The following is a 25,555-nucleotide window of genomic DNA, read 5'->3' on the forward strand; positions in this document are numbered from 1 at the left end:
CCGGCGGCAACGTCACGGTGAGCGCGGCGGAGACCGGCGCGATCAATTCGAACGCCATCTCCGCCGGCGCCAGCATCACCATCGGCTCGGGAAGCGGCACCAGCGTCGCCGGCACCATCAGCGTGTCCTTGGCCGACAACACCATCTCCAACGTGGCCGAGGCGTCCATCACGGGCGTGGACGTCACGGCGGGCGGCGACGTCGGCCTGAGCGCCAGCTCGTCCAAGGACATCGACGCCCTCGTGGTGGCGGCTTCCGCCAGCGTGTCGGGCGGCAGCGGCGGCGGCACCACCGTCGGCCTGAGCGGCGCCGGCGCGAGCGCGACCAACACCACCGGCAACTCGGTGCTGGCCGTCATCGACGACGCCGATGTCACCGCGGGCGACGACGTGTCCCTGACCGCGCTGGACGCGACCAGCATCACCGCCGACGTGGTGGCCGCGGCGCTGAGCGCCGGCCTGAGCAGCGGCGGCAACGCCGCCTCGCTGGCCGTGTCCGTCACCGTCGCCGAGAACACCATCGGCAATACGACGCGCGCGGTGGTCCGCAACGGATCCAATGTCATGGCGGGCGGCGACTTCGACGCGCACGCTTCTTCCACCGGTTCCATCGAGGCGGTCGGCGTGGCCGCTTCGGTGAGCGTGTCCGCGGGCACCGGCACGGTCAGCCTGTCCGGCGCGGGCGCCGGCGTGGGCGCCACCAACACGATCACCAACACCATCGAGGCCGGCGTCACCGGCGACTCCGCCGTCGCCGCGCTCGGCACGGGCGAGATCACGGCGTCGGACGCTGCTTCGGTCAGCGCCGACGTGGTCACCGCCGCGGTCAACGTCAGCGTCGGCGGCAGCAGCGTCAACGTGGGCCTGGCGGCGGCCGTGTCGGTCGCCGAGAACACCATCAACGACGACGTCCGGGCGCACGTGCTGGATTCGTCGCTGTCCACCGGCGGGACGCTGGACGTCCAGGCCCTGTCGAACAAGGACATCGACGCGCTGGGCACCAGCATCGCCGTCGCCGTGAGCGCCGGCAGCGGCACCTTCACGCTGGCCGGCGCGGTCGGCGTGGCGACCGCGGACAACACCATCGGCGGTGTCGTCGAGGCGGTGATCGAGGATGCCGACGCGGCTGAAAGCCAGTCCGTCACGGCGGGCGGCGCCATCGACATGCTGGCGGACACCACCAGCACCATCGATGCCACGCTGGTCGTGGTGTCCGCCTCCGTGTCCGCCGGGTCGGGTACGGTGAACGTCGCGCTGGCCGGCGCTGCTTCGGTCACGGAGAACACGCTCACGACGGCCGCACGCGCGGGCATCTCCAATTCCGTCGTGTCCACGGGCGGCGCGCTCGACATCGACGCCGTCACCAGCAGCGCCATCAGCGCGGACACCGTCGCGATCGGCATCAGCGTGGCCGCGTCCGGTACGGCGGCGATCAGCGGCGCCGTCGGCGTGGCCTCCGCCACCAACACCATCGGCGGCTCCAACCAGGCCGTCATCGAGAACGGCAGCACCGTTACCGCCAACGGGACCGTGTCGCTGGGCCTGCAGGACCATTCGAGCATCGAATCGAATGCGGTGGCCGCGAGCATCGCCGTCGCCGCGTCCGGCTCGATTGCGGGCAGCCTCGGCGTGGCGGTGACGCTGGCCGACAACCAGATCACCGGATCCAGCCGCGCGGCCATCGACGGGTCCACCGTCACCGCCAACGGCGGCACGAGCGACGTGACCCTGGACGCCGAGACGATGAACGACATCGACTCCGTCGCGGTCGCGGCTTCCGTGAGCGTCGCCGCCAGCGGCGGCGGCCTGGCCCTGGCGGGCGCCGGCTCCGGCGCCAGCGCGCGCAACGTCATGACCAACACGGTCTCCGCGGAGATCGTGGGCGCGACCGTCACCGCCGGGCGTGCGGTGTCGGTCGACCTGGTCGACCAGTCGACCATCACCTCGGATACCGCCTCCGCCGCGGTGTCCGTCGCCGTCTCCAGCGGCGCGGCGCTGTCCGGCGTCGTGGCCATCACGATCGCCGAGAACGAGATCGGCGGCACCTACCGCGCGGCGATCGACAACTCCACGGTCATGGCCCTGACCGGGGGCGTGGACGTCAATGCGTCCGCGCAGAACACCATCGACGCCCTGGCGCTGGCCATCGGCATCTCCGTGTCCGGCTCCAGCGGCTTCGCCGTCGGCGTGGGCGGCACCGGCGTGCAGGCGAGCAACGTGCTCACCAACACGCTGGAGGCCGGCATCGTCGGTTCCGGCGTCACGGCGCACGGCCTGGTCGACGTGTCGGCGACGGACCTCTCCAGCATCGTCGCCGACATCGCGTCGGCGACGGTTTCCGTGTCGTTCGCGAGTTCGGCGGCCGTGAGCTTCGGCATCAGCATCACCGAGGCCGAGAACCGGATCGGTTCCACCACGCGGGCGACCATCGACGGCTCCACGGTCGACACCACCGGCGGCATCTCGGTGCAGGCCCTGAACGATACCGACATCGATGCGTTCGGCCTGATGATCGGCCTCTCGCTGGGCGGCAGCGGCGGCTTCTCCGCCGGCGTGACCATCGCCGGCCTGGTGGCCAGCAACACCACCACCAGCGTCACCGAGGCCTCGATCGTCGACAGCCCGCTGGTGCACGCGGGCGGCGCCGTGCTGGTCAAGGCACGCGACCTCTCCAGCATCACCTCGGACATCGCCAACGTGTCCGCGTCGGTCGGCATTTCCAGCGGGGTGGCGCTGAGCCTCACGGTCAACGCGACCATCGCGGAGAACACCATTGGCGGCAGCACCGTCGCCACCATCGATGCGTCGTCCGTGTCGGGTTCCAGCCTCAACGTGGAGGCGCTGAGCCAGGCCGACATCGACGCGCTCGGCGTCTCGATCGCCCTGTCCGTCACCGCCGCGACCGGTGCTTCCATCGGCGGCGCCGGCACCGGCATCCATGCCCTCAATGCGTCGACCCACCAGACCGAGGCGTCGATCGTCGATTCGACGGCCAGCTTCGCCGGCGGCAGCGTCCTGGTGAAGGCGGAGGACAAGTCGGTCATCACGTCCGACATCGCCAACGTGGCGGCCTCCGTCTCGCTCGGCGGCGGCGGTGCCGTTTCGCTGTCCATTGCGGCGACGCTCGCCGAAAACACCATCGGCGGCGCGACCACGGCCACGGTGGACAATTCCACGGTGGGCGCCAGCCAGCTGGACGTGAAGGCTCTGAACCAGGCGACCATCGACGCCCTCGGCGCCACGGTCGCCTTCACCGCAGCCGCTTCCGGCGGCGTGAGCGTCGGCGGTGCCGGCGCCGGCGTCGAGGCGGTCAACACGATCACGAGCGCGACGGAAGCCTCGATCCGCAACGGCTCCATCGCCACCATCACCGGGCCGGTCACCGTCGATGCGCAGGACAAGTCGCTGATCACCTCGGACATCGCGACGGTCGCGGCTTCGCTGAGCTTCTCCGGCGGCGCCTCCGTGGCGCTGACCGTTGCGGCCACCATCGCGCAGAACAACGTCGGCGGTTCGACGCTGGCCTCGGTGGACGGCTCCACCGTCACGGCCTCGGCGCTGGACGTGACCGCGCTCAACATGGCTTCGATCGACGCGCTGGCCGCGACGATCGCCGTCACCGCGTCCGGCAGCGGCGGCTTCTCGCTCGACGGCGCGGGCGCCGGCGTCGAAGCCAGCAACGTGCTGACCAACACCACCGAAGCGTCGATTCGCGACGGCTCGACGGTGAACGCGGGTGTGGGTGCGGTCCTGGTGAAGGCCGAGAACAAGGCGGTCATCACCTCCGACATCGCCACCGTGTCCGCGGCGCTCACCTTCTCGGGCGGCGGCGGCGCCAACGTATCGCTGGCGGGAACGGTCGCCGAGAACAGCATCGGCGGCTCCACGACGGCCACCGTCGACAGCTCCTCGGTCACCGCGGGCGACCTCGACGTGCTCGCCACCAACGATTCGACCATCGAGGCCCTGGCCGCGACCATCAGCGTGTCCGTCACCGCGGCCAGTGGCCTGGCGGTGGGCATCTCCGGTTCGGGCGTGGAAGCCACCAACAGCACCACCAACACGACCGAGGCGTCGATTCGCGACGGGTCCACGGTCACGGTGAACAACGGTGCCGTGCTGGTGAAGGCGCAGGACACCTCCAGCATCGAATCCGACATCGCCAACGTCTCGGCGACCATCGGCATTTCCGGCGGCGTGGCGGTCAACATCGCCGTGGCCGGAACGGTCGCGGAGAACACCATCGGCGGCGGCACCTCCGCGCTGATCGACGATTCGACGGTCACGGCTTCCACGGTGGAAGTGAATGCGCTGAACGACAGCGACATCGACGCGCTGGCGGCCACGATCGCGTTCAACCTGTCCGGCAGCGCCGGCATGACGATCGGCGGCGCCGGCGCGGGCGTCGAAGCCCGCAACGTGACGACCAACACCACGCAGGCCCTGATCCGCAACGGCTCGACCGTCACGGCGACCCAGGGTGCCGGCTCGGTGATCGTGAAGGCCGAGGACAGTTCGACCATCGACGCCGACCTGACCACCGTGGCGGCATCCGTCGCCATCGGCGGGGGCGGCGCGGTGAGCCTCGCCGTCGCGGCGACGATCGCGGAGAACACGATCGGCAGCAACACCCATGCCGGCATCGGCGCGGTGAGCGGCACGAGCGACGGCACCGTCGTCGCCACCGACACGCTGGACATCGACGCGATCGGCGGAGCCACCATCCATGCCTTCGGCATGGCGGTCGCCTTCTCCGGCGGCGGCTCGGGCGGCGTCTCGATCACCGGCGCGGGCGCCGGCGTCGAAGCGCAGAACACGATCAACGGCACCACGCAGGCGCACATCCGTCATTCCGTCGCCACGGTGACCGGCGGGGCCGTGACGGTGGACGCCAAGGACCAGTCGCAGATCGATGCCGACCTCGACGCCGCCTCGGTGTCCCTCAGCCTCTCCGGGGGAGCGGCCCTAGGTCTGGCGATCTCCGCCACGATCGCCGAGAACGAGCTGAACGGCGCGACCCAGGCGGTGCTGGATGACGCCGACGTGGATGCGGCGTCGCTCGCGGTGCGGGCGAGGAGCGATGCCTCGATCGTCAGCGAGGCCGTCGCGGTCGCCCTGTCGCTCAGCGGCGCGGCGGGCTTCGCCATCTCCGGCGCGGGCGCCGGGGCCGATGCGCGCAACGAACTCAACAACGACGTCATTGCCGAAATCACCGGCGGCTCGGACGTCGACACCACGGGCGTCGGCGGCGTCACGATCAGCGCCATCGAAAGCTCGACGATCGACACCGACGTGGTCGCGGCCGCGGGCGCGGCCGGCATCTCCGGCTTCGCCTCGGGCACGCTGGCGATCTCCGTGTCGCTGGCCGAGAGCTCGTTCAATACGCAGACGATCGCCCGGATCGACGGCTCCGACGTCCGCGCGGCGCAGGGCGACGTCAGCCTGAGGGCGCTGTCCGAAGGCAACATCTTCACCGACGCCGAAGCCACCGCCGTCTCCGTGTCCATCTCGGGCGCGCTGGCCTTCGCGGGCGGCGGCGCGGGCGTGGACGTGGTGGTGTCCTCGTCCAGCCTCACCCGTGCCGTGATCTCCGGCGATTCCAACGTGGAGGCGGTTGCGGGCGACGTGATCCTGGATGCGGACGACACCAAGATCCTGGCGACCAACGCGCTGGGCATCGCCGTGAGCTTCTCCGCCGGCCTGATCGGCGCCGGCTCCGGGGCGGCTGTGGTCTCGATGGTCGACGTGGACTACGACGGCACGGTGTCGACCCGCATCGACAACAGCGAAGTGCGTGCGGGCGGCGACGTGCACCTGACGTCCGACGCCACGACGCGGTCCGATGCGGATGCCACCGGCGTGTCCGTCGCGGCCTCGATCAGCGGTGCGGTGTCGGTGGCGGTGAGCGTCGCGGCCGGCTTCGTCGACAACGCCATCGGCCAGGTCGTGGAAGCCGTCATCGTGAACTCCGACGAGGCGTCCGGCCAGGGCGTGATCGCGGGCGGTTCCGTCAAGCTGGAAGCGCAGGACGACGTCACGATGACCGCCATCGCGCGTGCGGCCTCGGCCTCCGCCGCGGTGAGCCTGGGCGGCAGTGCGAGCATCGGTCTCGCGGCCGCCTCGTCCAACATCCGGCTGGACGGCCAGACCCGCGCGCGGATCGCCGGCTCCAAGGTCGCCGCGAACGGCGGCGAGGTGCTGGTCGACGCCCGCTCCACGAGCACGCTCACCAACAATCCCGAGGCGTTCGCCATCTCCGCCTCCGTGTCGATCGGCGGCCTCGCGTTCGCGGGTGCCGGCGCGTCCGGCACGACGGACGTCACGCAGCTGGTGCAGGCGCAGGTCTCCGGCGGTTCGGACGTCGATGCGTCGACGTCGGTGACGATCACCGCCGTCGACGACATGAAGTCCACCGTGGACGTCAGCGCGACGGCGATCACCGTCGGCACGACCGGCGGCGCGGCGGGCCTGGGCCAGGCGAAAAACCTGATCGCGACGCAGGCCAAGGCGTCCGCCGAGGACAGCGCCGTCAATGCCAACGGCGGCACGCTGACGATCCAGGCGCAGTCCGTCTACGCGGATGCGGACGTCTACACCAACATGGACGTCCTCGGCATCTCGGCCACGCTGGCCGGCGGCGCGGCCGTCGTGCTGGGCCAGGCGACCGAACGCCTCGGCTCCGACGTCGCGGCCTTCGCGAGCGGAGCGAACCTGTTCGCGAGCGGCGAGGTGAACATCGACGCCGACAGCAACCACTACCTGGCGCCCAAGGTGAGCGGCGTGTCGATCGGGACGGGCAGTGCGATCTCCCTGATGGTGGCGAAGGCCGAGAGCACGGGTTCCACGCTGGCCTACATCAGCGGCAACAGTTCGGTGACCTCGCTCGGCGCCCTCGACGTGACGGCGGACAGCACCGTCGAGGCTCGTCCGACGGGTTCGTCCGTGGCCATCAGCTTCGGCGGCTCGGGCGCCCTGGCCAAGTTCGATGCCGAGATCACCCGGCATACCGAGGCTTTCGCGGGCACCCGTGCGGGCGCGACGCCCACCGGCTCGGCCGGTACCTTGTCCCTCGGGTCCAAGACGCTGAACCTCGCATCGACCGCCACCCTGACGGCGGCCGCCGACAGCATCGCCGTCGGGGTGAGCCTGGGCGTCGCCAGCACCGAATCCCTGTCCACCGCGACGGTGAAGGGGACGACGCTGGCGTACGTCGGCCAGAACCAGGTGGTGAACGCGGGCAACGTCAATATCAATGCGGTGTCGACGGACTCCGCCACAGCGAAGAACAAGACGGTCACGGCGGGCGGCATCGCGATCTCCGCGGCCAAGGCGACCTCCCTGGTCGAGAGCCGCACGGAAGCCTTCATCGGCGCGTATGCGGGTCAGCAGGCCAGCAACGTCACGACTTCCGTCAACGTGGGCAGCGGCACGATCCTGGTCGATGCCGATGCCACGATGACCGCCTTCTCGAAGTCGGACGGCCTCTCCCTCGGCGCCGTGTCGATCACGACCTACCAGCCGATCGCCACGGTCGCCGGTGCCACTCGCGCCTACGTGCGCGACGGCGTCGGCATCCAGGCCGGCACGCTCGACGTGAACGCGGGCGAAAGCGCGGACCGCATCAAGTACACGGCCACCTCCGAGACCAACGGCGGCGAATTCTCGCTCGTCGGCACCTTCAACGACCTGAAGCCCGAGGCCTACGTCACCGGCGTGGTCGAGGCCTTCATCGGCGCGTCCACCAACACCACGGGCGGCGGCAATCCGCTGGCCGTCATCAACGTGACCGGCGGCGGCGACCAGGTCCTCGAGGCCTGGGGCGATTTCGACGCCAAGGCGAATGTCGACGACAGCGGCGGCAGCTTCGGCGTGAAGGTCGACGCGATCAGCCCGACGGCCGATGCCGGCGGCGTCACCCGCGCCTTCGTCAATGACGGCGCCAACCTGCCGGGCAAGAAGCTGCGGCTGCTGGCGGACGGCGATGCCCGCGCGGAAAGCAAGATCGACGGCGTGTCCCTCGCGGCCCTGGCGGAGATCCAGCTGCTCAATCCGCTGGCCAAGGTCTCCAACACGACCGAGGTCTACGCCGGACGCGCGACCACGGAAGGCAACGCGTACACGGCGACCATCACGGTCGGCGAGATCGACGCCGACGCGCGCAGCAAGAGCGTGTCGATTGCCGCGGTGGACGGGTTCAGCTTCGGCGGCGCGGCGACGATCGAGAACACCGACGTCGAGGCGGAAGCCTCGGGCGCGACGCGCGCCTACATCGGCAAGAACACCGTGCTGAATTCCGGCAACGTCGACCTCCGTGCCGAGGAGCTCGACGTCGGGCCGGCCGATGGCGTCAACGGCATGGCGAACGCGACCATCGATGGCATGAACGCGTCCCTGGGCGTGGCGGTGTCGCTGCTCGAGACGAGCGCGGTCGCGAGCCGCATCACGGAAGCCTTCGTCGGCACGGGTTCCACGCTGAACCTCGGCACGCATTCCCTGCTGGCGGTCGCCGATACGGTAATGACCAAGCCCATGGCCAACGCGGTCATCGGCGGCGGCGCCGGAGCGGGCCTCGCGAACATCTCGGACATGACGGCGACGGCCACGGTCGGGTCCGCGTCGGGCCCGGTGTCCGCGACGCGCAGCTTCATCGGCGCCGGCACGACGGTGAACGCGGGGCAGGTGACGCTGAACGCGCTGTCCGACACGACGGCCGACGCGACCGTCGACTCCGGCAGCGGCGCCGGCCTGGCGAACATCTCGGCCACCGACATCTTCGCCACGAATGCGCACCAGACTGAGGCCTACGTCGGCGACGGCACCACGCTGAACCTCTCCGGCAAGCTGGAGGTCAAGGCGGATGCGACGGTCAATGCGAACCCGCGGTCCGTCAACGTGGGCGGCGCGCTCGCGGTGTCCTACGGGGAAGCCGACATCAAGACGGTGCTCCAGTCGAAGACCACGGCCGCGATCGGCGACAACGCCGACGTCACGGCGAGTTCGATCCGCCTGCTGGCGGACGGCGAGCACAACGCCAGCGCGAATGCCGCCTCCGTCGGCGGATCCCTGACGGTGGCGATCGCCAACCTCGACTCCATCGTCGAGGACCGCGGTTCCGTCAACGTGCGCATCGGCGCAGCCAGCGGCGGCACCGGCAGCACCATCACCACGACCGGCGCGGGCGGCCTCGATGTCGACGCCACGCTGTTCACCAGCGTGAGGGCGGAAGCCAGCGCCGGGGCGTTCAGCCTGCTGGCCGGCGTGCCGCTCACCAGCAGCCATGCCCTGAACCTGGCCACGGCGAACGGCCGGATCGGCAACAACGTCGACATCGACGTCCAGCAGGGCGACTTCGACATGCTGGTCGACCTCGAGGGCGAGGCTCGCGCGAAGTCGAGCTCGACGGCCGTGGCCGGTGTGGGCGTGGCCGACGCCGATGCACTGGCCGAATTCAAGGCCGGCGTGAAGTTCGACGTGGGCGGCGGCGGCGACATCCACGCCGCCAGCAACGTGAAGCTGGGCGCGCGGCTCAACTTCGACGGCAACTTCCAGGGTGCGGAGGGCGGCGCGTCCAACGGCCGCGGCGCCATCGCCACCGCGGACAACGTCGCCGCGGGCCTGGCGGCCGTCACCAACGGCGACATCGACACCGTCGCGCAGTCGACCATGACCTTCACCGTCGGCGCGAGCAACTTCAGCGCCGGCACCAACGTGGAAGTGGAGGCCAAGCACGCCAACACCGCGTTCTCCTCGCTCGCCAACACCGGCGGCGGCGTCGCCTTCGTGAGCGCGGGCAACGCGTCCGCCAGGGCCGGCAACGGCAAGGACGACGCGGCCTTCCAGGCCTCGACGATGTCCTTCTTCGGCAACGTGACCGACGGGGCGGGCGGCGAGGACGCCGAGAACCTGATCGTCTCGCTGGAGACCTACTCCGTCGCCGACACGTCGATGGATTCGCGCGGTGGCGGCGTGGTGGCGGTCACCTCCGACTCGTCGACGCTGCTGGCCGTCACCAACGTCCGCGTGGACCTCGATTTCGCGACGACGGGCAACGTGATGATCCTGGGCTCGAAGGTCGACGTGGCCGCCAACCTGATCACCGACGCTGATTCCAAGGCCAGCGCGAAGACGGGCGGCCTGGTGAACGTCGGCGACATCGATCCGCAGGCGGTCGCCAAGGGCGTCGTCGACGTGACCGTGGGCGCGGCGAGCAACGTCACCGCGGGCACGGAACTGTCGCTGTCGGCGAACCAGGGTGCATCGCCCGAACCGGTGTCCGACGGCACGGTGGTGGGCTCGCAGTCCGCCGACGCGCCCGGCTCGCACGTGCCGGGCGCATCGAATTTCATCGATTTCAACCTGCCGCACCTGCTGCAGACCGGCGCGAACATCTCCTTCGCCAGCGCCAACAGCGGCGGGCTGGTCCAGGGCCGGGACTACACGGTCATCGTCAAGGACGATTCGAAGATCTGGCTCGGCGAGGTGTTCGACGGCGCCGACGTCAACGCGGCGCGCGACACGATCACCTTCGCATCGGGCCACAACCTCGAGACCGGCGACATCGTGTCCTACCACTCGGGCGTGTCCGGCAACGTGGCCGATCCCCTGGGCAACGGCAGCAAGTACCGTGTCTTCAAGGTCGACGACCACACGATCAAGCTCCAGAACGTCGGCATGGCGACGCCGTCGGTGACGGTGGACCGCAATGCGATCGGCCTGGGCGGCAACCGCGTCGATGCGGCGAACGGCTTCGCGGTCAACGATTTCGTCACCTACCGCGTCCCGGCGCCGGCGAAGTTCTCCAGCGAGCTCGTCGACGGCGTGCTCTCGGGCGGCTCGTACACCGTGACGGGCAACAACAACATCTACATCGAGAACCACGGCTTCGAGACGGGCGAGGCGGTCGTCTACAACCACTACACGGTCGCTGGCAACGGTACCATCGTGAACGGCGGCGGAGTGCCGATCGACGTCGCCTTCCCGGGCGGCAGCCTCAACAACGGGCAGACGTACTACGTGATCTTCGTGGATGCCAACAACATCCGCCTCGCGCTCACGCAGGACCTGGCCAGGGGCGTGGCCGACGACCCGGGCACCGCGGCGAACGAGTTCGTCCCCGTCACGCCGATCAACATCGTCCGCGACACCTCCAATGCCGCGGGCGCGACGACCCACACGCTGGCCTCGACGTCGAACAGCCCGGTCTTCGGCCTGAGCGACGGCGGCGTCTACCGCGTCTCGGCGGTGGCCGGCGACAACTCCTGGTTCGAACTCGTCGACGCGGTCACCAACGTCGCCGTGAACATGATCGCGCTGGGGCCGTTCGGCCGGCACACCTTCGCGGTGGAAGGCATCAACCTGACCGACGGCGGGCCGGCGGGCGACCAGTTCCTCGTGCTCGACCTCACCGGGCCGGTCACCGGTGCCTTCGACGGCGTCGGCGGTGCCCGCGGCTTCGCGGGCGCGCCTTCGGGCGATGCCACCGTCACGGCCACGGCGACCGGCGTCGGCGGCGGCTTCGTCGACGTCGGCAGCGCCAACGCGCAGGCCGCGCACCACGCGAACACCACCCTCACGGTCGCGGGCGGCGCGCACCTGACCGGCAACGACGTCAACATCGAGTCCAACAGCACCATCGGCGTGAGCGCCCTGGCGGACGGCTCGGGCGGCGGCTTCGCCGCGATCGGCTCCGCCACGGCCGTCGGCTCCGGCTCGAACACCAACACGCTGAACATCGGCGCCAACGCGCACATCACCTCGCTGGGCGACCTGAACATTTCCACGGCGACGGCGTCCAGCGTCACGTCCTTTGCCGAATCCACCAAGGGCGGCTTCCTGGCCTTCATCGGCGGCGATGCCGACGCCACGCTGACGTACAGCGTCAACCTGAACATCGACGGCGACCTGACGGCGGACGATGCGCTGAACGTCACCAACGCGGTCAGCGCCAACGCCTCGGCCGACTCGCGCGGCTACGCGGCCGGCCTCGGCGGTGACGGCGACACGAACTCCTTCAGCCGCATCGGCAATGGCGCCGGGGACCGCGCCAGCTCGCGGATCACCGTCAGCGACAACGCCGACCTGCTGGCGGACTTCATCACGCTGCGGTCCGACGTCGTGAAGCTCGCCGCGCTCGCTTATGCGCAGACGGAAGTCGACGCCGCCGGCGGCGACGCGGAAGCGGACGCGCTGAGCCAGGTCTTCGCCGACAACCGCGTCGTGCTGGCCGACAACGCCGGCTCGTCCGCCAACGCCCTGCTGACCGGCAACGTGAAGATCACGATCGAGTCGCGCTACTCGGAAGTGATCAGCCGCGCCACGGCGGACTCCTCTCTCGACGCGCTGGGCGGCGACTCCGACGCCAACGCCACCGCGGTGAGCAACACGCTGGCCTTCGTGCTGGGCGCCTGGGACGTCGAGCTGAAGACCGCCGAGGCCTTCGTCAACGCGGTGCAGTTCAAACTCACGAACGACGCCATCCGGCGCGGAGACGGTGCCTTCTTCGGCAGCTTCGGCGGCAGCGCGAACGAAGGCAACTTCGTTCCCGACCGCTGGATCTTCTGGGAATCGCACGTCTACCTGCTGGGCGAGCCCAATCCGGAGCTCGAAATCGACGCCGATGGCGTCATCACCAAGCTCACCAACGTCGCCTTCCGCGGCGTCAACGCCGGCAAGGACGTGGGCGACACGCTCGTCGCGAGCAACCCGTCGAACCCGCAGGTGATCCTCGACGACATCATCTACGACAAGGCCGGCAAGCTGACCTTCTTCGCCAACGACATCGCGGGCCAGGAAGACGGCGTCATCTGGGGCAACAAGGGCCTGGTGGAGAGCCAGCGCACCTGGGACCACGTGCGCCTGGTCAACGACTCCGAATTCGACCTGGTGATCAACCACATCGACACGGTCGACGGCGCCTCCGTGGTCGACATCGTCGTCGACGACATCAAGTACGACGGGGCGGGCAAGGGCAACAACGTTGCCCAGAGTTCCTCGTCGCCGGGCAACACCTTCGAGTTCGACGTCAACCTGTTCTACCCGCAGACGCACGTCGAGATCCGCAACCGCACGGCGGCCGGCAACGACGACAGCGACATCATCCTGCTGGGCGGGATCGAGAACACGATCGGCAAGACGACGATCGAGAATCAGCGCGGCCACATCCGCGTCGACGAGCGCGGCCTGGTGGTGGAGCAGTCGGCCCTGCCGCCAGCGATCTTCGACGAGGGCCTGATCCGCACCAACCAGCTGGACGTCGATGCCAGCGGCGACATCGGCAACCAGGCCGCCAGCGGAGGCCGCAGCGCGCTGATGGTGGAGCTCGTGCGCATCACGCACGCCATCGCCCGCGGCGAGACGCCGACGCTGAAGGAAGTGCATCTCTTCGCGGATGCCGGTCATGACGCGGTGCTGGACGTCTCCCTGCACGACCGCTCGCAGAGCCCGGCGCTGGGTAGCCTCGCGGTGACCATCGACCGCATCCGCGCGGGCGACGACGTCGACGTCGTCGTGAACGATTCGCGGGCCGGCGCCAACCTGTCCGATATCGAAGGCGTGACGGTGCGGACGATCGAGCCGCCGCTGCCGGGCTCGGTGACGCTGCCGCTGCCCGTCGACCTCACCGGCCTCGGTATCACCTTCAACTCGCCCAACCGCACCGGCGAATACTTCGACCACTTCAGCCCGGACGAGTTCGACGGCTCGCAGTACGACTTCATCCGCCGGACCTACGGAACGAGCTTCGCGGAGGTCGAATCCACCTACACCTTCTCCGAGGTGCGGGCCGGCGACGACATCGACATCGGCCACGTCTCGACGACGCCGTTCTACGGCGAGTCGCGCAGCTACGCCACGACTGGCATCGACGGCACCGTCACGCCCTATGGCAAGACCGTGCTGAACGAGTCCGCGCCGAACACCACGGTGAACTTCGTCGTCAACACCGACGTCGACTGGTCCGGCGGAACCTCCGAGCCTGACGGCATCGAGCAGATCTTCCTCACCACGAACGGCAACATCACGGCGACCGAGCTGGCCGGCGACATGCTCGTCGGCCACATCCACTCGACCGCCGGCGACGTGACGCTGTTCTCGCCGCAGCGCATCCTGGACGCCGACGACCAGCCGACCATCGACGTCACCGCCGACGACATCACCATGACCGTCGGCACCCTCGGCGGGCTCGGTGGCGTGGGCGAGACGAACGACTTCCTGGAAATCAACGTCGATCGCAACAACGCCACGGGCGTGCTGACGGTGACCGACACTGCGGGCAGTTCCACTCAGGGCGTGTTCCTGAGCGACCTGATCGGCAACATGCGCGTCGACCTGGTCGACACCGAAGGCGATGCATCGCTGCGGACGGTGAACGGCTCCATCCTGGAAGGCCGCAAGGACGGCGTCGCGAGCGACAAGGACTTCGCAGCCGACGTCGTCGCCAACTCGATCGACCTCGACGCCAACGGCAGCGGCTCCGACATCGGCGCCGCGGGCAACGACCTCGAGATCGACTCCTCGGCGTACGTCACGGGCGACGTCGGCCTGGAGGCCTCCGACAGCCTGTACGTCACCGAGACGAACGACACGCTGCGGCTCGTGCTGGCCCACACCTACACGGGCGCCATCCGCCTGACGGTGCGCGACTCGGCGAACCCGCTGCCGACGCCGGAGAACGACGACTTCGTGCTGCTCGCCTCCGGTTCCGCGCGCTTCGCCGAGAACAACGCCACGGCCGGCGGCAGCAACCAGGACGCGCTGCGCGGCGTGCCGCATGGCCAGGTGTTCGCGGAAGAGGGCAGCGTGACGCTGCTGGTCGGGGACGATGTCGAGCTGGACGACAACAGCCAGGTCGTCGCCAACTTGGGCATCTCCATCTCCGGCGATGCGAACTACTACGACGGCGCGAACCAGGTCGTCGATCCGGACGTGGGTTTCGGCACCGGCATGGTCCTGCGCGGCCGGCTGATCGCCAATGCGCACGTGATCACGCCCGGCAGCCAGACGCTCGCCGGCAACCCGGTCGGGACGGTCGAAGCCGAAGTGGCGACCGGTCCGGTCCACGAGACCAGCATCTGGGGCAACGGCGACGCCGACTCCTTCCAGTTCGGCGACCAGACCGGCGCGGCCGGCACGACCACCTGGGGCCAGGACGGCTACATCTACCTGGGGTCCAGGACCCGGGTGCATGGCGGCCAGACCACGGCCACCATCGGCACCGAGGCCGTGCCGGGCAACGACGGCGAGGACACCTTCGCGGTGTACTTCCTGCAGGACACGGCGACCATCACTTCGCCGGTGACGCGCTACCTGGATCCGGTGACCAACACGATGGTCACCATCTCGTTGGTCAACGGCGTGCCGACGCTCGACCCGCAGCACACGCTGACGCTCGACGGCCAGGCCGACAGCGACACCTACCACGTGTACACGCTGGGCAGCAACGGCGCCGACGAGCGCAACTACGTCGTCAACATCCTCGACACCGGACGCCAGAACGACGGCGGCGACGAAGGCTTCGTGCACGGGCTGGATCGCCAGGATGGGAACACCGAGACGGACGACATCTTCGTGATGCGCGCCGCCGCCTTCCTGCCGAACGAGACCGCCGACCGGCCGGGCTACGTCGCGCTGCTGCACGGCAACCTGGCCGAGTACCAGGACACGGTGCAGAACAACGAGGACAGCCGCGAAGTCCAGCGGATCAACTACGACACTGGCCTCAACGGCCGCATGACCGTCGAAGGCCGCGGCGGCAACGACGCCTTCTTCTCCGACGACACCACCGTCACCATGACGCTGGACGGCGGCGCGGGTGACGACCAGTTCCAGGTCGGCCAGATCTTCGGCGAGAAGCGCAACGTGCCGCAGGGCAACCTGCTGGCGCAGGACCAGTTCCCGAACCTGGTGGCCACCACGCGCGGCTGGCTGAGCGCCGGCAGCAACGCGCCGATGCTGGTGCATGGCGGCACCGGCAACGACGAGTTCCGCGTCTACTCCAACCAGGCCGAGCTGCGGCTGGAAGGCGACGACGACAACGACCTGTTCATCGTCCGTGCCTTCGCGCTCGCGGCCACCGTCGACTTCGACTGGAACAACGACGGCGTGCAGGACAAGAAGGATCTCGATGCCGGCGTCGCCGTGCTGAAGAAGCTCGACGAAATCCGCCTGGCCAATCCGGGCTTCACGCTGGCGCAGGTGGTGAACGCGCTGCCGGCCAGCCTGGTCGGGACGGCCTCGGCGACCTACCGGACGGACCTGGCCGCGAAGCTGGCCGCGGTGACGCCGGCGGCGGGCGCGAGCGGGCCGTTCGACGTCAATCGCGACGGCGGCATCAACTACCTCGACCTGATGCTGACGAAGTCCGTCCTGGACGACACCATCGTCCTCGATGCGCAGGGTGTCGCCACGCCGCAGATCGGCCTCGGCTTCTCGGTCGCGCAGGCGCCGGACATCCGTGCCGGCGGCGGCCAGGATGAAGTCCGCTACAACGTCAACGCGCCGGTCTCGGTGGACGGCGGCACCGGCTTCGACAAGCTGGTGATCCTGGGCACGGAGTTCGCCGACGACATCGCGATCACCAAGGACGGCATCTTCGGCGCCGGCCTCAACGTGCGCTACGACGCCGTCGAAGTGGTCGAGATCGACGGTCTCGAAGGCGACGACGAGTTCTTCGTGCAGTCGACGGCCTTCGGCGTAGCCTACCGCGTGATCGGCGGCCTCGGCTCCGACACGATCAACGTCACCGGCGACGTCACCGAAGACATCATCACCCGCGAACTGGAAGGCGCCTCGGGCGCGGTCAGCCACCTCGTGAGCTCGGGCGACCCGCTGTACGACGGCCTGCTGGTGGACGGCTTCGACTACAACGTGGCGAATCCCACCGAAGGCATCGTCGTCATCGACGAGGGCGCCGACGGCTTCACCGCGGTGCGCGAGGGCGGCCCGCGTCAGGTCGACAGCTACACCGTGCGGCTCGCCCGCGAACTGCAGGTCGGCGAGGTGGTGTACATCACGGTCTCCGCCGCGCGCACGACGCAGGAAGAGGACGAGGACACCTTCGACAACCCGGCGCCGCTGCCCAATGGCGAAGGCGATTCCATCTGGGTCTCCAGGGTGGCCCCGGCCAGCATGGGCGCGCCGCTGGACAGCGAGTTCCAGCGCACCGTGATCGTCAACGGCGTGCCGACGCAGGTGAACAGCCGGTCCATCGTGCTCACGTTCGACCACACCAACTGGGACGACGCGCAGACGGTCTACGTCTATGCGCCGGACGACACCCGGGCCGAGGGCGACCGCGTCGTGGTGGTCCAGCACACGGTCGTCTCGGAGTCCGCCGACTACGACGGCGCCGACGTGCGCAACGTGGAAGTGGAGGTCCGGGACAACGACACGCCGGGCGTCTACGTCACCCAGGTCGACGCCGCGGGCAACGAGGACGGCCGCACGCTGGTCATCGAGGGCGATGCGCTGACGCAGCTGCGCGACGAGATCCGCCTGCAGCTGGCCAAGGACCCGGCGCTCGGTGCGACCGTCGTCGTCGACATCGTGCTGAACGACTTCGCCGACGAGGCGATGGGCTTCTTCAATATCGCGGGCGACAGCCGCCTGACGCTGTTCGCCAGCCCGACCTACGATGCGGTGAACGACCGCGTGGTGGTGGGCCGCGTGACCTTCACCAACGATGGCTCCGCGACCTGGAACGATGCGGTCCGCGTCGGCGTGGAGGCGCGCGACGACATCACCCGCGAGGACGCGCAGCTGGCGATCGTGCGCTTCGAGCGCAATGCGGCGACCACGGATGCCAGCTACGTCTTCCCGAACCTGCGTTCCGGCCCGCAGATGCTGCCGGTGGAGGTGATCGACAACGAGACCTCCGGCGCGGTGGTGCTCGAAAGCGGCGGCAGCACGGTGCTGGTGCCGGACGTCCCGGCCGGCTCGGGCGTGACCGACGACTACTGGGTGCGACTCACGCGGCAGCCGACGGCCACCGTGACGGTGGGCGTGCTTACCGACGGCCTGGCCGACGTGATCTCGGTGGACGGCGTGGCCGTCACGCCGGACGACTACCAGGAAGTGGGCGGCTTCCGTCCGATCCAGGTCTTCTCGGGCCGCGTCGTCTTCGGCTCCGACGGCACGCACGCCACGCTGACGCGCGGCACGGGCTCCGACCTCGGCAGCTTCATCGACGAGGGCTTCCAGGTCGGGCAGTCGATCCGGGTGGGTGGCGCCGGCGCCAACGACGGCGACTTCACCATCCTGTCGGTCACCGACGGCACGATCACGCTGACGGCGGCACTGGCCGGACCGGCCGGCGAGACTGCGGGCGACGTGGCAATCAGCGACCTGGCGAGCATCGAGATCTTCGAAGGCACCGTCACGTACGGCGTCACCCCGGGCACCGACCAGTTCCCGGGCGAGTACCTGCTGCGCGACCTGGACGACGACGAGGCCGGCTGGCTGGCCGAGGGCTTCCTCGAAGGCATGTGGGTGCGCGTGATCAACCAGGCGAACCCGGCGCAGGAGATCGAGCTCAAGATCCAGCTGATCCGCGGCGACAACGACAGCAAGGACACCAAGCTGCAGTTCACCGGCGAGACGGCGCTGCCGGCCTGGCTGAAGAGCGGTGCGATCGACGTCAAGGTGGTGCGCATCGCCGCATCGGCGACCTTCACCTCGGGCGACTACCACGAGCAGCAGCGCGTCGTGCTGGAAGCCGACACGGATTACTTCGTGCCGCCGATGCGCGAGGGCGTCAAGATCTTCCCGGTCTCGACGCACATGCTGTCCAAGCTGCATGGCCCGCTGGCGGTGGAAGGCGGACCCACCGGCGCCGACCGCTCGCTCACCAACGGCGTGAAGCTGCCGGGCGAGAAGGACACCTTCCTGATCGCCATCGGCGCGCAGCCGCCCGAGAGCCAGCAGATCGACGTGCTGAACATCTTCAACGACTCGAGCCAGGCCGACGGCAGCGGCGTCATGGACGAAACCATCCTGCGTGGCTTCGGCATGGCCGACGACCTCGACTTCGGTCCGATCGCGGGCCCGACCTTCGGCGAGGGCAGCGTCTTCCCGGGCGGCATCAGCTTCGGCAAGGTCAACTTCGGGTCCGGCGGCTTCGGCACCGATGCCAGCGAAAGCACCATCGAAGTCGTGAACCTGCTGCTGGGCGAGGGCAACGACCACCTCGACATCGAGGGCACGATCAACCCGGCGGCCTTTGTGTCGGCCGACAACGTGTTCACCTTCGCGTCCACCTCCACCGGCGGCACGATCTCGCGCGACAACTTCGACTGGAAGGCGCAGGGCTTCCTGCCCGGCCAGCTGGTCACCATCGAGGGCCTCACGGGGTCGTGGACGGTCGTCGAGGTGCTCGACGCGGTCAAGCAGGTGTCCGACGGCATGGGCGGCTTCGTGAACGTCCAGGACCCGAACGACAACTCGATCCTGGTGCTCTCCGGCGCGCCGCTGGGCAATGGCACCTTCGAGCGCAAGATCACCGCGGTCGACAAGCTGGTGAACGTCACCACTGCGGTGAACGTCGCGCACACCGACACCGGCGGCACGATCACGCGCGTCGATGGCCACGACTGGGCGGCCGACGGCTTCCTGGCGGGGCACCTCGTGTCCATCGGCGCCCCGGGCAGCGCGGTGCAGTATCGCGTGCTGTCCATAACCGGCGCCACCATGGAGCTGCTGGGCGTGCCGCTCGCCACCCAGGCGAACGTCAGCAGGCAGGTGTGGGTCCAGGGCCCGCACGGCTCGCTGACCGTGGTGCACGGCGGCGGCAACCTGTACCTCGAAAGCGAGGGGAGCTTCAACGCCGCCACCGCGTCCGGCCAGAACGTGCTGACCCGCATGGATGGCCGCGACTGGCAGGCCGACGGCTACGAGATCGGCCAGTTCGTGCAGTTGCAGGGCGAGGCGCAGACGCGCCAGATCCTGGGCTTCGCGGATGCCAGCGCATCGCTCAAGCCCTCGGGGGCGTTCGCGACCTGGGGCGAGGGCTCGGCGCTGATCCTGTCCGGCACGGCGTTCGCCGGCGCGACGGTGGATCTCGAACTGCACGTCGCGGAAGCGAAGCGCGTCGAAGCCTCCGTGCCGCTGACCGTCACCGTCGACAAGCTCACGCGCGGCAGCGGCAGCTGGAGCGCCGATGGCTTCTACGTCGGCCAGGTGGTCTTCATCGAAGGCGTGGCCGGCGGTTTCACCGTCGCCCAGCTCAGTGGCGCGGACATGCTCCTGGCCGGCGCGGCGTTGAGCGCCTCGGTCGGATCCAGCGCATCGAACCCGGCGATCACCGTCTGGGGATTCGACCAGCGCTTCGACGGCGGCCGCCGCATCGGCGGCGACCACATCACCGTCTCCGGCGGGGCCGGGCCCAACAGCCCGCTCGTGGTCTACGGCGACACCAGCCAGGACGGCGTCTGGTATTCCGGCCACAGCTGGGACCACCTCGGCCTCGAGTTCGGCGAGAAGCCCTTCGACCCGTTCCCGCGCCTGCCGGACGCGGAGAACGAGGACAACGAGTGGGTGTTCCCGGTGGCCGACCCGTACACCTATGCGGGCAACGACGTCATCGACGCGCGGCAGCTGTTCGCGTCGACCGCGCCGGGCGCGCTGCCCACCGTGGGCTTCACGGCCTACGGCGGTGCCGGCGACGACCTGATCTACGGCAGCCAGGCCGGCGACCACCTCGCGGGCGGCTCGGGCAACGACACGATCCTCGGCCAGCGCGGCGTGGACCACATCTACGGGGACTCGGGCGTCAACGTGAACATCCTCACGCGCGCCCTCACCATCGACACCGTGGACGCGAGCCCGGCGCCGGGCGTGAACCCGAACCTGCAGGCGAGCGACCAGACCTTCCAGCCGGTGAAGTCGCCGGTGCGCGACAGCCTGGTGGCGGGCCGCGACACGCTCTGGGGCGAGGGCGCCGGCACCGTGGGCGGAGCGCACGAGAGCTTCTACGACGACATCATCTTCGGCGACCACGGCGTGATCGTGCAGAACGTGGTGGATCCCAACCTGCCGGATGCGCGGCTGCAGAAGATCCAGACCACCGACATCGGCTCGCTGATCGGCATCCACTCGGTGGAACTGCAGAACGGCGACGACGACGTGATCCACGGCAACCTGGGCCGCGACATCGTGATCGCCGGCGCCGGGCACGACATGGCCGACGGCGACGAGGCCGACGACCTGGTGTTCGGCGACAACGTCACCGAGCTCGAGCGGCGCCCCGGCAACGTCACCAGCACGCGCTTCCAGACGCTGGCCGGCACGCTGCTGTACAGCCGCACCGACCGCGCGGTCCCGGCGGGTTTCGCCACGCCGACCTCGGTCACCAGCGGCCTGCTGCTGGTGGATGGCGTCGCGCGCAACTACCGCGACCCGGACGTCGCCTTGCTGGGCATGGCCGGCGTGCCGTGGTGGGCCGAGTACACGATCGACTACAAGGCGCTGCACACGGTGGAGATGGACCGCGGCCTCGTCGGCAAGGGCAGCTTCGGCAACGATTACCTGGCCGGCGGCGAGAAGAACGACATGGTCTTCGGCCAGCTGGGCAACGACATCGTGCAGGGCGACGGCGGCATCGAGAACGCCGCGGCCGCGATCTCGCACGTGGGCGCCACCCGCACGCCGGGCGGCGTGTCCGACCCGATCGGGCCGCTGAGCGTCGTCGCCTCCTTCGAGGCGGCCACCGACGGCGAGGACTACGTCGAGGGCGGCGGCGGCAACGACATCGCCTTCGGCGGCCTCGGCCAGGACGACATCGTGGGTGGCAGCTCCGGCCACTTCGGGCTGGCGGCCAACGCCAACCCGCTGAAGCACGAGCGGCCGGACGGCAGCGACATCCTGTTCGGCGGTGCCGGCACCGACGCATCGCGCAACAACATCGGCGATTCCACGAGCAACGCCGGCAACGTGATCACGACCACGCCGACCGGCCATGCCCTCGACGCCGACACGATCGTCGGCGACAACGGCGACATCGTGCGGATCGTCGGCGTCAACCACGTCGACGTGAACCCGTCGAATGCCGCGGGCCAGCCGCTGTACGTCACGTTCAACTACGACAACTACGGTCCCACCAAGCTCGTGGTGCGCGGCGTGAGCCATCTCGACTACACGCCGGGCGGGCCCGACTTCCGTCCCGACCTGTTCGGCACGAACGCGGTGGGCTTCCACGGCGTCGACGGCCTGAACTCGAAGGTGGACATCGGCGGCGACGACGAGGTGCACGGTGAATCGGGCGACGACGCCATCTACCTCGGCGCCGGCAACGACGTCGCCTTCGGCGATGGCCAGGACGACGACATCATCGGCGGCTGGGGCAGCGACTGGATCTCCGGCGGCACGGGCCAGGACGGCATCCTGGGCGACGACGGCCGGATCTTCACCAGCCGCAACAGCGCAACTTACGGCGAGGGCCTGTTCGGCGTCGATGCGCTGCTGGCCATCGATCCGAACACGCGCACCACCCAGGGCAACGTGCTGAGTGAGTTCATCTACACCCCCGGACAGGTGCAGACCGAGACGATCAACGTCGCCAACGCGCTGAAGAAGTCGGTCGACCTCACGCCCACGAGCCTGTCGCCCGTGGCGGCGGGCCTCGGGGAGAACCCGCTGTTCGACCCGCGCTACGCCGACGACATCATCTACGGCGGCCTCGGCGACGACTTCCTGCATGGCGGCGCCGGCGACGACGCCGTGGGCGGCGGCGAGGCGCTGGGCGAGTCCTACAACGTGCGCTTCAATCCCGACGGCTCGATTGCCGGCCTGGTGCGCACCGATTTCAGCCGGCCCTGGAACGCGGGCAACATGCTGTACTTCGGGGACGACACCGACCCGTGGAACGCGCCGAAGCCGGTGCAGCCGCGCCTGGGCGAGTTCTTCCTGTACGACGAGTACGACCCGCGCCGCACCATCCTGTTCCTGTCCAGCGGCCAGGTGTGGGACGAAGCGCACCCGCTGCCGGCCGGTGCGACGCCGGCCGACCTGAAGCAGTTCTTCCTCAACTTCGCCGAGAACGAAGGGGTGAAGATCAGCGGCTACACCCAGTTCAACAACAACGGCACGCCGATCCTGACCTCGCTGCAGGACCGCGAGAGCGACGGCAGGGACGCCATGTTCGGCGACCTCGGCAACGACTGGATGGTGGGAGGCACGGGACGCGACCACATGTACGGCGGCTGGGGCAACGACCTGCTGAACGCCGACGACGTGCAGGGCGCCAAGCCGGTGACCTACGACGCCACCGGCGCGCTGAACGACGCGCCCGACACGCACGTCTCCTACGAGGACCGCGTGTTCGGCGGCGCCGGGCTCGACATCCTGATCGGCAACACCGGCGGCGACCGGCTGATCGATTGGGTCGGCGAGTTCAACAGCTACATCGTGCCGTTCGCGCCCTTCGGCATCGCCACGGTGAGCCGGCAGGTGCCGCCGCACCTGTTCGACTTCCTCTACGCGCAGGCCTTCAGCGACGGCGGCGACATCACGCGCACCAGCGACACCGGCAACCGCAACGGCGAGGACCGCTACAGCAACGTCAACCGCTGGATGGGCGGCATCGACAGCGAGATCGGCCTGATCACGCAGAAGGACCACGGCTACTGGCAGGAACAGACCGGCGGGCCGACCGATCCGCAGCCGGGCAACATCCCGGGCGGCGGGCGCGATGTGCTGCGCACGGCGGATTTCAACGCCGGCACGATGAGCGCGATGGCGGTCGACAGCGGCAACTTCGCCGTGGCGAGCGGCGCCCTGGCGGTTTCCGCCACCAGCGTGGCCGGCGACTCCGTGGCCGTGTGGTACCACGACAGCTACCTGCCGACGTACTACGAGGTCGTCGCGACGGTGCAGACCGACAAGCCCACCGGCGGCTGGAAGGCCAATGCCTACGTGGTGTTCGACTACCAGTCGCCCACCGATTTCAAGTTCGCCGGCATCAACGTGTCGACCAACAAGATCGAGATGGGCCATCGCACGGCGACGGGCTGGGTGGTCGATGCGCAGTCCACCGTCGCGCTGCAGATCAAGCCGAACCAGGCCTACCAGATGCTGCTGGCGGTGAACGGAACGAACGTGAGCGTGGTCGTGGACAACAAGTCCTACTTCACCTACACGTACGCACCGCGCGTGATCGACGGCGTGGGCTACGGCCTCAACAAGGGCCTGCTGGGGGTCGGCTCCGACTCCGGGCGCGGCACGTTCGACAACGTGTCGCTGCGCGTGCTGCCGCAGACGGTGACCTTCCAGCACAAGGAGGAATTCACCGGCGGCACCGGCCCGCTGTTCGGGGCCGCCACGCAGGGTGGCTGGACGGCCACGGGTGGCCGCTACCAGGCCGCGGCGACCGCCACGCCGGAGCCGGCGATCAGCCTCGCGACGCTAGCGGTGGACCAGCTGCAGCCTTCGTCGACGCTCGACCTGTCGACCATCGTCAACACGCAGGGCCGCGCGGGCCTGGTGTTCGACTACTACGGACCGAAGGACTTCAAGTTCGTCGCCGTGGACGCCGCGACGGACCAGGTCGTCATCGGCCACCGCACCTCGCGCGGCGGCTGGGCGGTCGACGCGGTGGTGGCGCGCGACATCGTGGCGGGGACGGACTACACGTTGTCCATGACCGTCCGCAACAGCGTCGTGACCGTGAGCCTCAACGGCTCGGTGGTCGCGAGCCACGCCTATAACGGCGTGCCGGTCGACGGCCGCTTCGGCCTGTTCAGCCGCGGCGCGGGCAGCGCGTTCGACGACTTCACGATCCGCACCAACGACCCGGCCTTCGCCTCGGCCCCGGCAGGCGGCGCCGCGCTGATGGCGCAGGGCACGCCGGACGCGAGCGGCGCGGACGTCACGGCGACGGTGTCGGCGATCCAGCCGCTGTTCGAGGAGGCACTGCGGCGCTGGGCCGCGACGGTGGACGAGGCTTCGCTCGATGCGATGCGCGACGTCGAGTTCCGCGTGGTCGATCTCGCCGGCGACCAGATCGGCGCCTACGACGAAGGCGTGGTGTACATCGACGTCGACGCCGCGGGCCACGGCTGGTACATCGACGGCACGCCCTCGGACGACGGCGAGTTCCTGGTGGCCGGCACAGGCCCCGCCACCGGGCAGATGGACCTGCTCAGTGCCGTCGCCCACGAACTGGGCCACGCCGCGGGACTGGAACACGCGGACGGCGGCGTGATGGACGACGTGCTGTTCGCCGGCACGCGGACGCTCGAACCGGTGTCCGCGCGGTCTTCGCACGAGGCGCGCGGGCAGGAGGACGATCCCCCGATGGTGGTATGGGAAAACACCATGTTCGCTGCCCCGGCGCTGGTGCACTCTGCACCTTCCGCGGCCCCGGTGTGGACGAACGATTTCCTGAACCACCTGGGCAAGTCGGAGGAGGAGCGCAATCCGAATGCATCCCTGCGGATCAGCGTCGCGGCGGCGACCGGCACGGTGGCCATGAAGCCGGCGGCCGCGTTGAAGCCCACGCTGGGCCCGCGCACTGGAGGTGCAGCGTGACCGCGGTGATGTTCCACGAGAACGCGGTTCCGGCGAGCCCG

At 69.5% G+C, this 25,555-nt stretch carries 1 protein-coding gene; it reads left to right on the forward strand.

All coding sequences use genetic code 11. From position 1 onward, the window contains the following. Window positions 1-122: 122 nt before the first annotated feature. Window positions 123-25,514 (forward strand): hypothetical protein, encoded by a 25,392-nt coding sequence (locus VF522_RS11390; RefSeq protein ID WP_330908382.1) that lies wholly within the window; start codon window positions 123-125, stop codon window positions 25,512-25,514. The last annotated feature ends 41 nt before the right edge of the window (window positions 25,515-25,555 follow it).

Origin of the sequence: Ramlibacter sp. (genome assembly GCF_036383835.1) — a bacterium.
Classification (GTDB): Bacteria; Pseudomonadota; Gammaproteobacteria; order Burkholderiales; family Burkholderiaceae_C; genus Ramlibacter.